This is a genomic window from Stenotrophomonas sp. YJH_SMC_43, from assembly GCF_059372535.1.
On the sequence record NZ_JCAFVQ010000002.1, the window covers coordinates 353066 to 367934 of the forward strand.

The window sequence follows — 14869 nt, forward strand, 5'->3', positions numbered from 1 at the left end:
CGCCTGTTGATGTAGAGCCGAGCCCATGCTCGGCTGCATGTTGAGAAGCCGAGCATGGGCTCGGCTCTACACAACATGGCCCGCAACCGTCACCATGGCGGGCCCGCTTTCTGTCATGGATGGTTGCAGTGCTGAGTACGATCGGTTTGTTGATGGGCCTGTATGTGGCCTGGCGCCTGTTCTGGCCACTGCGCATGCCCACCTGGATGAAAGTCGTGCTGTCACTGCTGTTGGTGGGCGTTGCCGTGCAGCTGCGCATCGTCGCCATGTTCTGGGGCACGATGGCCTCGCCCGAGATTCCGAAACTGGCCATCGCCACGCTGGCCACCGGCTCCACGGCGGTGTTGCTGCTGGCGTTGCTGATGCTGGCGCTGGACGTGAGCCTGCTTGCTTCCCGCCTGCTGCGCTGGCCACGCGCGGTAGCCGCATTGCGCACGCGGAGTCTGCGACCGGCGGCCGGCTTGCTGGCCCTGCTGGTCAGTGGTTATGGCATCAGCCAGGGCATGGCGGTGCCCCAGCCTCGGCAGATCGACGTGGCGATCAAGGATCTGCCGGCCGCGTTCGACGGCTATCGCGTGCTGCAGCTGACCGACATCCACGCCAGCCGCCTGCTGACCGGTGACTGGGTGCGCAGGGTGGTGGACCAGAGCAACGCACTGACGCCGGACCTGATCGTGATCACCGGCGACCTGATCGACGGCAGTGTCGAGGCCCGCCGTGACGACGCGCGTCCACTCGTGGACCTGCGGGCGCCGGACGGCGTCGTCGCCATCACCGGCAACCACGAGTATTACGCGCAGTACCAGGCGTGGATGCAGGCGTTTCGCGCGCTGCACATGCAGGTGCTGGAGAACAGCCACATGCAGGTGCGGCGTGGCGATGCGGCGCTGACCATCGCCGGTGTCACCGACCCGGTGGCGGCACGCTACGGCCTGCCGCTGCCGGATATGGACGCTGCATTGGCTGGCGCCGATCCCTCCGCGCCGGTGATCCTGCTCGATCATCGCCCACGCAATGCGCGTGAGGCCGCTGCGCGCGGTGTGAAGCTGCAGTTGTCCGGGCATACCCACGGCGGCCAGATCATCGGCATGGACCAGCTGGTGAAGCGGGCCAACGGTGGCTATGTCTCCGGGCGTTACGAGGTGGACGGGATGACACTGTACGTGAGCAATGGCGCTGGCCTGTGGGCCGGATTCCCCGCGCGCATCGGCGTGCCGTCGGAGATCACCCTGATCACCCTGCGCCGCGCCCCGTGACCTGAAGTGGGGTCAGATCCCTTTCCGCAGGGAATTCGCTGCCTTTCGTGCTGGGATCCCTCTGTAGAGCCGAGCCCATGCTCGGCTGAACCAGAGGCAGCCGAGCATGGGCTCGGCTCTACAGGTAACCGACTCCTCAAGAACTCCGCAGCGGCGGCCGCGCATGCGCATTGCGCCGCAGCGACTGCGCCCGCTTGGCGATCGCACGCACCACGACGGCGGTGAAGAGCAACGCGGAGGGCACCGCGTACCAGAAGTTGCCGGGCACGCGCTTGAAGTACGAATAGGTGAACACTGCGGCGATGATCCACATGCCGGTCACGTGCAGGCGACGCCACGCAGTGGGACCCATGCGGCGGGCGATGCCACGATGCGAGGTGATGGCCAGGGCGAGGATGGCTACATAGCCGATCGTGCCCGGCAGGTTGGCCAGGGCTGAGCGCGCCGGCCAGAACGCGGGGTTGAGGATGCCGAAGGCGGTGATCGCCACCGCATGCAGCAGGTGCGAGAACGCGAACGACAGGCCGACGATGCGGCGCTCGCGCAGCAGGAAGCGGGTGAACGGGCCGGGCAGCAGGCTGGCGAACGAGGATGCGGTGAAGGCGGCCAGGAACAGCAGGAACGATGTGCGTGCCGTCACCCGGATCGCCGCGCGGCTGCCCTCGACCACGTCGGGCTGCAGGGTGAACGCCGCCAGTGCGAAGGCGATCAGGACCACGGCGATGGCCACGAACAGGCGCCAGCCGTGCAGGGAGGACGTATTGGAAACAGCCATGATCAAACCTCGAATCAGGAAATGGGTGGCACCGGCCTCTGGCCGGCCAAGGAATGGGGAGTGCCGGCCGCTGGCCGGCGCCTTCAACAGTCGTTCGGCACAACCAGCACGCCGGCCGCGCACAGGTCGCCCAGCAGCGGAATGCAGGCTGTGCGTAGTTCGTCGGCGGCCACGCCATGCAGATCGGCCAGTACCTGCAGCGCGTCTTCCGCACGGGCGCCGTCATCGCCGAACGCCGACAGCAGCGCATATGCCAGCGGTGAAAGTTCCTGCACCTGCAGGCTGAAGTCACCCAGGCGTCGCAGCAGCAGCAACGTCGGCATCGTGGTAGGCGCACCGTTCTGGCCGGCGTCCTCATGCACAGGCCACTGGTAGCCCAGCACCCGCACCAGTGGAGACAGCGCCAGCACGCTGCCTGCCTGTGGCGCATGCAACGGCTGCTGGCCGGTGTGCCGCGCTTCAATGTGCAGTGCCTGCTGCGTGCTTTCGTAATGCGCCAGTTCCGCCACCCAGCCCGGCAGCGCGAGGTCTGCCTGCACGCCCAGCCACGCGGCGAATTCGCCGGCGATCTGCGGGAACAACGGGGTATGGCAGGCATGCCGCGCGTAGTAGTGCTCCACGGTGTCGCGCCAGCAGGCATCACCCAGTTGCGCCTGCAGGCGCGGCAGGCTGCCTGCCAGCAGGCTGTCCAGGCTGTCGATGCAGAGGCGGCGGTAGACCGCCATCCGCCGTGCATCGATGCCCTCAGGCGCGGGCATCGATGGGTCGCGTACATGGTCGGCCCAGCGCTGCTGCAAGGTGGCCAGCGGCTCAGCCATGGGCCACCTCGGGCGGCAGCACATCGGCCTGCGCGTGGCGGATCTGCTCCACCTCGGCCAGCAGCTCGGCCAAAGGCGGGAAGTTGAAATCGCGCTCCAGCAGGGTGGGGCGCACGCCGACACGCGCATAGGCCTCCCCCAGCAGCGCCCAGACCACGCCCTTCACCGGCGCGCCGTGGGTGTCGATCTTGAAGCCATCGTCTTCGTCGAAGTGGCCGGCCACGTGCAGCGAGGCGACGCGATGCGCCGGCACGCGTGCCAGGAAATCGAAGGCGTCGTAGCCGTTGTTGCAGGCGTTGACGAAGACATTGTTGACGTCCAGCAGCAGGTCGCAGTCGGCCTCGGCCAGCACTGCAGTGATGAATTCGATCTCGCTCATGTCCGCGCCTGGCACGGCGTAGTAGGAGATGTTCTCCACGGCGATGCGCCGGCCCAGTGTGTTCTGCACCTGGCGGATGCGACCGGCAACGTGATGCACGGCCTCGGTGGTGAACGGCAGCGGCAGCAGGTCATAGACATGGCCGCCGGCGGCGCAGTAGCTCAGGTGTTCGCTGTACAGCTGCACCTGGTGCAGGTCGAGGAACGCGCGGGTCTGCGTCAGCAGGGTGCGGTCCAGCGGGTCCGGCCCTCCCAGCGACAGCGACAGGCCGTGGCAGGTCAGGCGATGGCGCTCACTCAGCTGGCGCAGCGCGGCGCCGTGGGCACCGCCAACTCCGATCCAGTTGTCCGGCGACACTTCGAGGAAGTCGATGGCATCGGCCGGCATCGCCAGCAGTTCATCGATCAGGCCACGGCGCAGGCCGAGACCGGCACTGGCGGAAGGCAGGGGCAAGCGCATGCGACGGTACTCCAGGGCAGTGGCGCCGCCGTGGCGGCGCCGGGGGGAACGATCAGTCGTTGACGCGGGAGAACAGGCCCTTCGGCATCGGTTTGCCGTTGGCGGTGTAGACACTGCGCAGGTAGTCGTGCGCCTCCTGTTCGCTGATGTAGCCGTCGTGGTCGGTGTCGATGCGGTCGAATTCAGCGGCGCGCTTGGCCGCCACGGCGTTGAACTCGGCACGCGAGACCCGGCCGTCGTGGTCACGGTCGGTGCGGGCAAACGAAGCGTCGCCGCACTTGCCTTCGCCACACTGGCCTTCGGCCACCTTGGCCTTGGCGGCAGGCTTGCCAGTGGCGGCCTTGTTGGCGCCGCACTTGCCTTCACCGCACTTGCCTTCGGCGGCGGCGCTCATGGCCACGGCACCGATGGCCAGTGGCTGGATCGCGGCCGCCTGGCCGGCCAGCAGCAGGCCACCGGCCAGGGCGATGCCGATGGCGCCGATGCGCGGCAGACGGGAAGCAGCGGTGTTCTTGGTCGAGACGGACATGGTGATGACTCCTTGGATGGGCACGCAGGGCGTGCGGGATGGACGCCGCTTGAAGGCGACGGAAACGAAGGGAAGAAGCGCGGGAAGCGGTGAAGCGGATCAGGCGTTGCGGCGACGGCGCAGTCGGTAACCCAGCAGCAGGGCGCCGCCGAGTAGTGCGCCACCGAAACCGATACCGGGCAGCAGCGCGGCGACCGGCAGCAGCAGGGCGATCAGGCTCACGCCCCAGCCGAGGCCGTCGTTGCCCGCCGCGGCGCGCTGCGGGCCGGCCAGCAGGCGGTCCAGGCTGAGTGCACCGCCGCCGTTGAGGATCAGCGGCAGCAGCATGGCCAGGAACAGCAGCGGCAGCTTGAAGTTGCCGTAGCCCTGGTCGGTGATTGCGTAGCCCTGCCACAGCTCACCCAGGCTGTTCCATTGGTCCGGCCAGTGCACGGCAGCGATGGCAACAAGGGTCAGCACCCAGAAGATGTAGGCCACCGAGCGCGTGGCCAGGCCCAGCAGCAGCATCACCGCGCCCACCAGTTCCAGCCAGGTGGCCAGCTGCCAGTTGAGTGACGCAGGCAGGGTGGAGAACGGGAAGGGGAAACGCCCTTCCAGGTCGGCGAACCAGTTCTGTCCGCCCAGCTTCTCGCGGCCCGATTCAAAGAACTCCCAGGCCAGCAGGGCGCGCAGCGCCAATGGCGAGAGCCAGCGGCCGACGGCGTCCAGGCGGGGTGTATACACGGAAGAAGCGGAGCTGATCATGGGAGTGTCCTGCGGGCCAGTGGTCGATGGAGGCCATTCCGAGCCACGCAGGTATCGGCAACGTGTGCTGTTGCCCGGGGTTTTGTCAGCGACTGTGGCTGTGTCAGGGGGTTCGTACAGTCAGATACAAAGACGCCGCGTCGGGCGTTCGCCGGGCCATGCCCAGCGGCCGAATGTATCCAACTGTAGAAATCCGCCGCCGCCCTACAGTCCGGTACAACTCTGCCTCGCAGCGAAACAGCGCCGATACACCCCCAGGCGGAAATGGCCACTCCCAACACCGGAGTGCCACCCATGATCCGCACCACCCTGCTCGCCGCTGCCCTCGCCCTTGCCGGCGTCGCGACGCCGGCATTCGCCGCCGAGGCCGATGCCGGCGCCGCGCCCACCGTCATCCTGGTCCACGGTGCCTTCGCCGATGGCTCCAGCTGGAACAAGGTCATCACCACCCTGCATGACTGGAAACTGCCTGCGGTGGCCGTGCAGAACCCGCTCACCTCGCTGGCCGACGATGTGGCCGCCACCCGTCGCGCGATTGCCGCCGCACCGGGCAAGGTCGTGCTGGTCGGCCACAGCTGGGGCGGCACGGTCATCACCGAAGCGGGCAACGATCCCAAGGTGCAGGCGCTGGTGTACGTGGCCGCATTCGCACCGGATGCCGGGCAGTCATCGGCACAGCAGGGCGAGGGCTATCCGGTCGGCCCGGGCCTGACGCGCCTGCAGGAGAAGGACGGCTACCTGACCCTGCCAGCCGACGCCATCGCCCAGGACTTCGCACCGGATGTGATGAAGAAGACCGCTGCACTGTTGTACAGCACGCAGGTGCCATTGAAGGCCAGCGCGCTGGGTGAGTCCGTCACTGTGGCCGCATGGCGCAGCAAGCCGAGCTGGTACGTGCTCAGCCGTGACGACCGCATGTTGTCGCCGCAACTGCAGGCGGCCACCGCAAAGCGCATTGGCGCGCAGCTGCAATTGATCGGCAGCAGCCATGTGTCGCTGCTCTCGCACCCGGCTCAGGTGGCTGACAGCATTCTGGAGGCCGCAGGCGTGAAGCCGGCCGAACTGCCGCTGGCCGAGCAGGGAGGCTGAACGATGGGCGCGCTGCGTGTGTATGTACTGCCGTTGCTGCTGGGCCTGCTGGGTGGGGCGGCGCTGCTGATGGCCTTGCCCAGCCCGGAGGCCGGTGCGCATCCGGCGCAGGCCGCTCCTGCTGCCGGGTTCGATGGCGGCGGGCCCTGGCACAACAGCCCACCGCTCGCGTTGAATCAACTGCGTGGGCAGGTGGTGCTGGTCGAGTTCTGGACCTACGCCTGCAGCAACTGCCTCAACGTGGCACCGCATGTGCACCAGTGGCATGCACGTTACGCGCGGCAGGGCCTGCAGGTGATCGGCGTGCATACTCCGGAGTTCGCCTACGAAGGCCTGCCCGGCAATGTGCGCAAGGCCATCGCGCGGCTGGATATCACCTGGCCGGTGGTGCAGGACAACCAGTACCGGATCTGGAACGCCTGGGGCAACCGCTTCTGGCCGGCGCTTTACCTGGTCGACCGGCAGGGCAGGGTGGTCTACCGCCACTACGGTGAAGGCGATTACGCACGTACCGAAAGCGAGATCCAGCGCCTGCTGGCCAGCCCCTGAGCCGCGCTACCATGGCCGCGCCGCGCGGCCTTGACCTCCGTCTTCATCGAGAACGCAATGAACCACGTACCGCACATCCTTGTCGTCGACGATGACAGCGAGATCCGCCAGATGCTGGCCGACTACCTGCAGCGCAACGGCCTGCGCGTCAGCCAGGCCGATGGCGGCCGTGCGATGCGCGCGCTGATGGACACCCACGCGGTGGACCTGGTGGTGCTGGACGTGATGATGCCCGGCGAGGACGGGTTGAGCCTGTGCCGCAACCTGCGTGCCGGCAAGCATCGCGCGGTGCCGGTGGTGCTGCTGACCGCCCGCGACGACGAAACCGACCGCATCATCGGCCTTGAAATGGGCGCCGATGACTACGTGACCAAGCCGTTCTCCTCACGCGAACTGCTGGCGCGCATCAATGCGGTGATCCGGCGCACGCAGATGCTGCCGCCGAACCTGCAGGTGAGTGAAGCCGGCCGCCAGTTGGCCTTCGGCGACTGGCGCTTGGATACCACTGCCCGCCATCTGCTGGATGCGCAGGACACCGCCTATCCGCTCAGCGGTGCGGAATTCCGACTGCTGCGCGTGTTTCTCGACCACGCCAACCGTGTGCTCAGCCGCGACCAGCTGCTCAGCCTTACCCAGGGCCGTGATGCAGAACTGTTCGATCGTTCCATCGATCTCCTGGTCAGCCGCGTGCGCCAGCGCCTGGGCGATGACGCGCGTGAGCCCACCTACATCAAGACCGTGCGCAGCGAAGGCTACGTGTTCAGCGTGCCGGTGCAGCTGCTGGGGCCGGAGGAATGAACGCCCGCGCGCGCCGCCTGCCGTGGCCGCGCACGCTGTCGGCGCGCCTGCTGCTGGTGCTGCTGGGCGGTTTGATCCTGGCCCATGCGCTGTCCTTCGGCCTGTTGTTCTACGAACGCTACCAGTCCACCCGCAGCATGATGCTGCGCAACCTGGACGAGGATGCAGCAGTGAGCGTGGCCCTGCTGGAACACCTGCCGGCCGACCAGCGCCAGGCCTGGGTGCCGCGGTTGGAACGGCGCACGTACCGTTACCTGTTGCGCCCGGCACAGGCCGGCCCGGCGTTGGAAACCGATCGTGCGCGCCAGGTCACCGCCATCATCGATGACAGTCTGGAACACCGCTATCCGCTGCAGGCGCGGCAGGTGGCACGGCTGCCGGAACGTTTTGAAGTGGAGCTGCGCCTGCACGACGGTTCACCGTTGACCATCGAAGTCACACCGTCGGGCCTGCCGCTGGCGCGCTGGCTGCCGGCCGTGCTGCTGGTGCAGCTGGCCCTGCTGCTGGTATGCGCCTGGCTGGCGGTGCGGCTGGCATTGCGCCCGCTGCGGCAGCTCTCGCACGCCGTCGAGCAACTGCAGCCTGGCAAGGACGCACCGATGCTGCCCGAAGACGGCCCCGCCGAAGTGGGCACGGCCGCAGCCGCGCTCAATGCACTGCAGGCGCGGATCCGTGGCCATGTCAGCGAGCGGCTGCAGATTCTGGCGGCCATCTCGCACGATCTGCAGACGCCGATCACGCGCATGAAGCTGCGCGTGGAAACCCTGCCCGAAGATGCCACCCAGCAGCGCCTGCTGGATGACCTGGACCACCTGGGGCAACTGGTGCGCGAAGGCGTGGCCTACGCGCGCAGCAGCCACGTGGCCAGTGGCGCGCCAGTGGCGATGGATCTTGGCGCGTTCCTGGCCAGCGTGGTGGGCGACTATGAAGACATGGGCAAGGCGGTCAGTGGTGGCGCACCCACAGGCCTGACCGTGCAGACCTGGCCGCAGCCGCTGCGGCGGGTGGTCGGCAACCTGGTCGACAACGCGTTGCGCTACGCCGGTAGTGCCGAGATCGAGGCGGGGCGCGATGCAGCAGGCCGGCCGTGGATCAGCGTGTCCGACCGCGGCCCCGGCATCCCGGAGGACCAGCTGCAGGCGGTGCTGGCACCGTTCCATCGGCTGGAAAGCTCACGCAACCGCGATACCGGCGGCACCGGGCTGGGTCTGGCCATCGCCGTGCAGCTGGCGCAGTCGCTGGGCGGCTCGCTGCGGCTGCACAACCGTGAGGGCGGTGGCCTGCGGGCCGAATTGCAGCTGCCGGGGTAACTGGCGGGGTCAATACATCCACGCACCTGCATGGCCTCGGGATCGGCGATCATCTAGCGGGTGTCGAAACCAGGAAACACGCAATGCAGGGAACGCAGCATTCAATCCAGCGTGCGCGCCACGTCGCGCTGCTGGTCGGTCTACTCGTGCTGGCCGCATGTCAGCGCACACCGGATGCGCTGACCGGGACACCCGCAGCGGGCACATCGCTTGCCGCCCCGGCCACGGCAACAGACCTCTCTCCGCTCCTCGATGCCTTGCCGACCTGCGCGCTGGACGGCTGGTACATCGATCATCAGACTGGGCGTCCGGCCCATCCCTGGCTGGCCGAGGACGCGTCGACACCCTGCAAGGTGGATGAGGAAAACGAGATCGCCACGTTCTGCGTGCGGGGGCAATGGAAAGGATTGCCGGTGGAGGAGGTGATCCTTCCGACGATGACGTTCGTTTCATTCCGTGGTGCGAAGATCGGCCTGCCGCTGGAGAGGGCACGCTCGATTGTCCGCCATCAGTTCGGGCAGGATTTCCCGGGTGGTGCGGCCTACGAGGCGGGACGCGAGCCGAAATTGATGGCCGATCCCGAGGATGCACAGCGCTCGTGGCTGCTGTGCAGCACGCCGGAACCGGGAGACGACCTGGGCGACCAGGCAGGCGTGAGCTATTCCGGCATGAACCTGCCCTACGACCACGACGGATGCAGCTATCGCTACAGCCCGATCGATTTCTGCGATGCGCAGCACGTGGCGCGCATCGAGGAAGCCCTCAGGAACGAAAAGCCCAACTTCAACCAGCACTACCTGCTGGTGCAGGTCGATGATCGCCCCGGGTTCTTCCAGCGCTCGGTGGTGCTGGTCGACACCCGCACCGGACGCGCCACGCCATTGCCGATCGATGCCTTCACCGGGCCAGCGGAGAAGGGCGGAGACGCCATCCGCTACGGAACCCTGGAAACGGGCGTAGACCGGCAGCAGTTCTGCCTGGATGGCGCGTTGCTTGTCTATCGCGCGTTCGAGGAAGGGCGGTTCTGCTTTGGCTTTGATGGTGAGCGCTTCACCGGGCACGAGACGCAGTACATGCAGCCGATGGATGGCCGATGACCGGCATTTCACCCGGGTCGTGACACCCTGCCAGGAACCTGCACCCACGGGAACGAGGCTGTTGAAGGCGAACAAGCAATGACCGCGGCGCGGCAGCGCTCGATGTGGGTGGCCGGCCTGTCCACGGTGGTGGAGTGGTACGACTTCACCCTGTACCTGTACTTCGCCACGGTGTTGTCGCGGGTGTTCTTCGGTGGTGGCGAGCAGGCGCTGCTCGTCACGCTTGCCGGCTTCGCGGTGTCCTACCTGATGCGTCCACTGGGCGCGCTGTGCTTCGGCCACCTGGGCGACCGCCTGGGCCGGCGCTGGATGCTGCTGGCTTCGATGGCGTTGATGGCGGCGGCAATGCTGGCCACTGCGCTGCTGCCAACCGCGGCCACCGCAGGCACCACGGCGGGCGTGCTGCTGCTGGTACTGCGCTGCGTGATGGCGTTTTCGGTGGGCGGCGAATACACCGGCGTGGTGGCCTACCTGCTGGAAAGCGCACCCGTGCGGCGACGAGGCCTGGTGACCTCGTTGGCGTCGGCAGCCAGCGAAGTGGGGGCGCTGCTGGCGGTGGCGATTTCCGCGCTCACGGTCGCGCTGCTGCCCACCGCGCAGCTGGACAGCTGGGGCTGGCGCATTCCGTTCTTCTTCGGTGCCGCGCTGGCACTGGTGATCCTGGTTGCGCGGTCGGGCATGCGTGAATCGCCTGAGTTCGAGCGCCAGCAGCGCGAGGGCAGCATTCCCGCCACGCCGCTGCGGCATGTGCTCCGCAACCATCCCGCAGCAGTGGCGCGCACCTTCGCGATCTCGGCGCTGGGCTCGATCACCTACTACGTGGGCATCACCTACGTGCCGTCGTTCCTGCATGCGCAGGGTCATGACGAAGCCGATGCGCTGTGGCTGTCGACGATTGCGGCAGTGGCGGTGATCGCGATCACGCCACTGTGCGGCGCATTGTCCGACCGCGTCGGACGACGGCCGGTGCTGCTGGGCCTGACCGTGCTGGCAGCGCTGCTGCCGCTGTCCCTATTCGCGTGGATGGCGCAGGCGACGGCGCTGGGCATCGCGCTGGCCGCCGTGCTGCTGGCCTGCGTGGCCGGTGGTGTCAGTGCGGTCGCGGCCCCGGCCACGGCCGAGCAGTTCCCGGGCGAAGGCCGGGTCAGCGGGTTGGCACTGGGTGTGACCATGGCCACCGCGGTGTTCGGCGGCGCGACGCCTTGGCTGGCGCAATGGTGGGTGGAACGCAGCGGCTGGGCGGCGGCACCGGGCGCGATGATCGCGCTGGTGGCAGTGCTGGTGCTTCCGGTGCTGTGGACCCTGCCCGAGACCGTCCCAGGCAGGGCCAGACGCTAGCCGATCAGACCTTCAGGGTCTGCTCGATGTCGGCCAGTACCGCGGCCGCATCCACGCCGATGGCGACGGACTGCAGCACGTGGCCATCCCACACGCTGGGGCCGAAGCCCATGCCTTCCGGCTTCGGAATGGTCATGCCACGGGCAACGCCGTCGGTGGCCACGCGTACGCTGGCACGCTCGAACTGGAACAGCTCCGGACGGGTCAGGGCAATGCAGGCGCAGCAGTCGTGCACGACCATGCCCTTGTGGCCGGCCTGCAGGTAGAAGTCCACGTAGTCCTGCGACAGTGCACGGACCAGCTCGGCGTCGGCGCCGCCGAGTGCGGCCAGCTTATCCAGGCCGTCACGGTCCATTTCCACGCGGGTGGTCACGTCCAGGCCGATCGCGGTGACCGGCCAATCGGTGGTGAACACCACATCGGCTGCTTCGGCATCGCCCCAGATGTTGGCCTCGGCGGCCGGGGTGATGTTGCCGTTGACGTGGAAGGCGCCGCCCATCAGCACCACGCCGCGCACCAGGCCGGCGATGTCCGGTGCCTGCTGCAGGGCCAGGGCCAGGTTGGTCATGCGGCCCACGGCGACCAGGGTCACCTCGCCCGGATGGGCGCGGACCAGGTCGATGATCAGCTGGTGGGCGGGGCGCGCGTCGGCGGTCACGTCCAGTTCGGCCGGCACCGGGTGGTTGCCCAGGCCGTTGTGGCCGTGGATGTGCACCGGCCAGGCTTCCGGGGTGGCTTCCGGCTGCAGCGGGCCACCGGCACCGCGCGCGACCGGGGCGGCAAAGACCCAGGCCTGCTTCAGGTACAGCGCATTGTGCGTGGTCGACTCCACCGAGGCATTGCCGAAGGTGGTGGTGACGCCGATCAGGTCGATCTGGGCGTGCTTGTGCAGGTACAGCAGGGCCAGGGCGTCGTCGACGCCCGGGTCGGTATCGAAAATGACTTTCAGCATGTTGTTGTTCTTCTTCTTCCGTGTGGTGCGGGGGGCGCCGGCGGCCCGGAGACAGGCCGGCGCGCCCTACATTGTCCCATCTTCATGACAGGCAGGGCCAATGCCGGCGCGGCGGGCCATAATGCCCCAGTCCAGGCACGGAGTCGCCGCATGCTGATCGTTGCCCTTCTGCTGGTCCTGCTGGTGCTGGGCCTGAACGTGGTGGCTACCGTGGTGATCGTCAAGCGTGATGGCCTGTCGGCGGGCGGCCGGACGGTGCAGTTGCTGCTGATCTGGCTGCTGCCGCTGGTGGGCGCAATCCTGTGCATGGCGGTGGCCACGGCCGATGGCTCGGGAAGCCGGGGGGACAACGGTCTCGGCGGTGCCTACGATTACTCGGGCGGGTATTCCGGCGACAACTACAGCCAGCACAACCACAGCAGCTCCGACTGTGGAAGCGACGGCGGCAGCAGTGACGGTGGTGGTGGCAGCTGCAGCGATTGAGGTCTCTGTAGAGTCGAGCCTTGCTCGACTGCACTTCGCTCCAACGCCGCGGTGCCTGGTCGAAAAGCAGTCGAGCATGGCTCGACTCTACAAAAGCGACGACGGCCCGCTCAGCCGCCGCCTTCGGTCGGCAGCGGCGCCGGCACATTCAACAACCCGCCTGCCGCGACATAGGCGGCCAGCGCCTGGCCCTGGCTGAGCAGGTGGCGCTCCATGGTGCGTTCGGCGGCGGCGGCATCGCGCCTGCGGAAACACTCCATCAGTTCGCGGTGCTCGGCCAGCGACTGCGCGGTACGGCCCGGAGTCAGCAGCTGGCGGCCACGGTGCATCTTCAGGATGCGGTGCAGGTCGTGGGTGATCCGGATCAGCCACGGGTTGCCGGCGTAATGTTGCACGGTCTCGTGAATGAGGTAGTTGTTGCGGTAGTACTCGGCGATGTTGCCTTCGGCCGCTGCCGTCTCCATTGCTGCATGCAGGTCTTCCAGCTGCTGCGCACCGGCATCGTCGATGTGCTTCACCGCCTCGTGCGCGCAGCGGCCTTCCAGCATAGCCATCACCGGAAACAGCTGGTTGAGGTCTTCCAGCGTCAGTCGCGTGACCCTGCTGCCACGACCCGCATCGATCTGCACCAGGCCTTCAGCGGCCAGCAGCTTCAGGGCCTCGCGCAGCGGTGTGCGGCTGATGCCCAGTTCTTCGCACAGCGCGGGCTCGTCGATCCACTCGCCCGGCGGCAGGCGATAGTCATAGATGCGTTCGCGCACGTGTTCGGCCACCTCTTCGTACAGAGGTGCGCGCTTCTTCGGTGACCGCGGGGCAGGGGCAATAGCCATGCGCAGAGTGTAACGCCAGGTCGTGCCGACCAGTGGCCGGCACGACCGTTCGACGGTTACATCCAGCCGGGCACCACGAACACCAGCCAGGCCAGCAGCGGCCCCAGCGCGACCACCAGACCGCTGTACACCAGGAAGCGGCGGAACAGGGTCTCGCGCTCTTCCTTCGCGGCCGAGGCCACCACCAGTGCGCCATTGGTGGAGAACGGGCTGACATCGACGATGGTGGACGACACCGCCAGCGCGCAGATCACGCCGGCGGCGCTGAGGTGGCCCTGCATCAGAAACGGCACCGCCAGCGGAATCGTGGCGCCCAGTACCGCCGCCGAGGAAGCGAATGCGGAGACGATGCCGCCGACGTAGCAGACCAGCAGCGCGCCCAGCAGCGGAATGCCTATGTCGGACACGCCGTTGCCGATGAAGTCCACCGCGCCGGCATGTTCCAGCACGCCGATGTAGGTCACCACGCCGCAGATCAGCAGCACGGTGGACCAGCTGATGCCATCGACCGCACCCTTCTGGCTTTGTGGCGACAACAGCGCCAGCGCCACCGCCACGGTGATCGAGACCAGGCCGACGTTGAGGTTGTAGATCAACGCGGCCACGCCCAGGCCGAGCAGGCCGATCAGGGTGAACAACCGCTCGCGGGTCAGGCCCACCGCGTCCAGTGCCGCCGGATCATTGCTGAGCGTGCCGCCGCCTGCTGCGACCAGCGCGCCATGGCCTTCGATCGCGAACTGGTGCGACGACGCCTGCGGGCCGCCGGCCATCGCCAGTTCGGCAGTGCCGATCATTCCTGCTGCGGTGATCGAGCCACGCCGCAGCAGGGCGACGCCACCGAAAGCGAAGAAGCAGATCGTGGCCATCATGAAGTTGAAGCCCAGGCTGGTCAGGAACACCGCCATCTCGGTCACTTCCAGCCCGGCCTTCTGCACCACGCCGTTGGTGATGCTGCCGTACACGCTGATGGGCGAGAAGCCGCCGGCCTGCGCACCGTGGATGACCAGCAGGCCCATCATCAGCGGGTTGATGTTGTATTGCTTGGCAAAGCGCAGCGCGACCGGCCCGATGATCGCCACCGCGGCCGGACCGAGCGCGCCGAAGGCGGTGAGGACCGCGGTGATGACGAACATCACCCACGGAATGGCCACGATATGGCCGCGTACCGCTTTCACCGCCCAGTGCACCAGCAGGTCGATGGTACCGTTCTTCTGCGCGATGGCGAACAGGTAGGTGATGCCAACCAGGGTCAGGAACAGATCGCCGGGAAAGCCGGCCAGGACCTCCTTGCCGCCCATGTCGACCCACAGCCCACCGATGATGAAGGCCAGCGCGAAGGCGACGGCACCCATGTTGATCGGTAGAGCGGTGGCGATGATGAACATGATCACCAGGCCGATGATCGTTGCGATTTGTGGACTCATGCGCCCTCCCAGACACGTGACTCACGTACAGCGCGGATG

General features: G+C 67.5%; 16 protein-coding genes. 8 read left to right on the forward strand and 8 right to left on the reverse strand.

The window, feature by feature from the left end; translation table 11 throughout:
- Nucleotides 1–119: 119 nt before the first annotated feature.
- Complete coding sequence (locus AC5QAH_RS07940; protein ID WP_032952464.1) at nucleotides 120–1256, forward strand: metallophosphoesterase; 1137 nt, start codon at nucleotides 120–122, stop codon at nucleotides 1254–1256.
- A gap of 136 nt (nucleotides 1257–1392) precedes the next feature.
- Here AC5QAH_RS07940 and AC5QAH_RS07945 read toward each other — a convergent pair whose 3' ends face one another.
- The 5 genes from AC5QAH_RS07945 to AC5QAH_RS07965 all read right to left on the reverse strand — a co-directional run bounded on the left by AC5QAH_RS07945 (nucleotide 1393) and on the right by AC5QAH_RS07965 (nucleotide 4960).
- Nucleotides 1393–2031, reverse strand: a complete 639-nt coding sequence (locus AC5QAH_RS07945; RefSeq protein WP_010483452.1) for a ferric reductase-like transmembrane domain-containing protein — start codon at nucleotides 2029–2031, stop codon at nucleotides 1393–1395.
- Nucleotides 2032–2114: 83 nt separating this feature from the next.
- A complete protein-coding gene (locus AC5QAH_RS07950; RefSeq protein WP_049455587.1) occupies nucleotides 2115–2849 on the reverse strand; it encodes an HvfC family RiPP maturation protein in 735 nt (244 codons plus the stop codon).
- A complete protein-coding gene (locus AC5QAH_RS07955) occupies nucleotides 2842–3687 on the reverse strand; it encodes an HvfB family MNIO-type RiPP peptide maturase (RefSeq protein ID WP_191850843.1) in 846 nt (281 codons plus the stop codon). The genes AC5QAH_RS07950 and AC5QAH_RS07955 overlap by 8 nt, the downstream gene beginning before the upstream one ends.
- Before the next feature lie 52 nt (nucleotides 3688–3739).
- Nucleotides 3740–4216, reverse strand: a complete 477-nt coding sequence (locus AC5QAH_RS07960) for an HvfA family oxazolone/thioamide-modified RiPP metallophore (RefSeq protein WP_010483445.1) — start codon at nucleotides 4214–4216, stop codon at nucleotides 3740–3742.
- 99 nt (nucleotides 4217–4315) lie between these two features.
- Nucleotides 4316–4960, reverse strand: a complete 645-nt coding sequence (locus AC5QAH_RS07965) for an HvfX family Cu-binding RiPP maturation protein (RefSeq protein ID WP_010483443.1) — start codon at nucleotides 4958–4960, stop codon at nucleotides 4316–4318.
- 294 nt (nucleotides 4961–5254) lie between these two features.
- On the opposite strand from AC5QAH_RS07965, the gene AC5QAH_RS07970 reads away from it, so the two are divergent.
- From AC5QAH_RS07970 to AC5QAH_RS07995, 6 genes are all read left to right on the forward strand, one after another.
- Nucleotides 5255–6049 carry an alpha/beta fold hydrolase gene (locus AC5QAH_RS07970; RefSeq protein WP_191850845.1) on the forward strand — a complete coding sequence of 265 codons (795 nt, stop codon included), beginning with the start codon at nucleotides 5255–5257 and terminating at the stop codon, nucleotides 6047–6049.
- A gap of 3 nt (nucleotides 6050–6052) precedes the next feature.
- Nucleotides 6053–6598 carry a redoxin family protein gene (locus tag AC5QAH_RS07975; protein WP_019336971.1) on the forward strand — a complete coding sequence of 182 codons (546 nt, stop codon included), beginning with the start codon at nucleotides 6053–6055 and terminating at the stop codon, nucleotides 6596–6598.
- A gap of 57 nt (nucleotides 6599–6655) precedes the next feature.
- The gene (locus tag AC5QAH_RS07980; protein ID WP_010483437.1) at nucleotides 6656–7396 is read left to right on the forward strand and encodes a response regulator; all 741 of its coding nucleotides are present in this window, start codon (nucleotides 6656–6658) and stop codon (nucleotides 7394–7396) included.
- Complete coding sequence (locus AC5QAH_RS07985; protein ID WP_010483435.1) at nucleotides 7393–8706, forward strand: sensor histidine kinase; 1314 nt, start codon at nucleotides 7393–7395, stop codon at nucleotides 8704–8706. The genes AC5QAH_RS07980 and AC5QAH_RS07985 overlap by 4 nt, the downstream gene beginning before the upstream one ends.
- Nucleotides 8707–8789: 83 nt before the next feature.
- Nucleotides 8790–9803, forward strand: coding sequence for a hypothetical protein (locus AC5QAH_RS07990; RefSeq protein ID WP_019336972.1), 1014 nt, complete (start codon nucleotides 8790–8792; stop codon nucleotides 9801–9803).
- A gap of 78 nt (nucleotides 9804–9881) precedes the next feature.
- The gene (locus AC5QAH_RS07995) at nucleotides 9882–11141 is read left to right on the forward strand and encodes an MFS transporter (protein ID WP_010483431.1); all 1260 of its coding nucleotides are present in this window, start codon (nucleotides 9882–9884) and stop codon (nucleotides 11139–11141) included.
- A 4-nt stretch (nucleotides 11142–11145) separates the two neighbouring features.
- Here the strand turns inward: AC5QAH_RS07995 and AC5QAH_RS08000 are convergent, their stop codons facing one another.
- Nucleotides 11146–12093, reverse strand: coding sequence for a nucleoside hydrolase (locus AC5QAH_RS08000; RefSeq protein ID WP_495232246.1), 948 nt, complete (start codon nucleotides 12091–12093; stop codon nucleotides 11146–11148).
- Between the two features lie 150 nt (nucleotides 12094–12243).
- Here AC5QAH_RS08000 and AC5QAH_RS08005 point away from each other — a divergent pair, with 150 nt between their 5' ends.
- Complete coding sequence (locus tag AC5QAH_RS08005; RefSeq protein ID WP_049413512.1) at nucleotides 12244–12576, forward strand: hypothetical protein; 333 nt, start codon at nucleotides 12244–12246, stop codon at nucleotides 12574–12576.
- A 110-nt stretch (nucleotides 12577–12686) separates the two neighbouring features.
- On the opposite strand, the gene AC5QAH_RS08010 is transcribed toward AC5QAH_RS08005, so the two are convergent.
- Together AC5QAH_RS08010 and AC5QAH_RS08015 are read right to left on the reverse strand one after the other, a co-directional pair.
- Nucleotides 12687–13406, reverse strand: coding sequence for a GntR family transcriptional regulator (locus AC5QAH_RS08010; RefSeq protein WP_241873766.1), 720 nt, complete (start codon nucleotides 13404–13406; stop codon nucleotides 12687–12689).
- A 56-nt stretch (nucleotides 13407–13462) separates the two neighbouring features.
- Nucleotides 13463–14830: an SLC13 family permease gene (locus tag AC5QAH_RS08015; protein ID WP_241873767.1), complete on the reverse strand. Its 1368-nt coding sequence runs from the start codon at nucleotides 14828–14830 to the stop codon at nucleotides 13463–13465.
- Nucleotides 14831–14869: the final 39 nt, after the last annotated feature.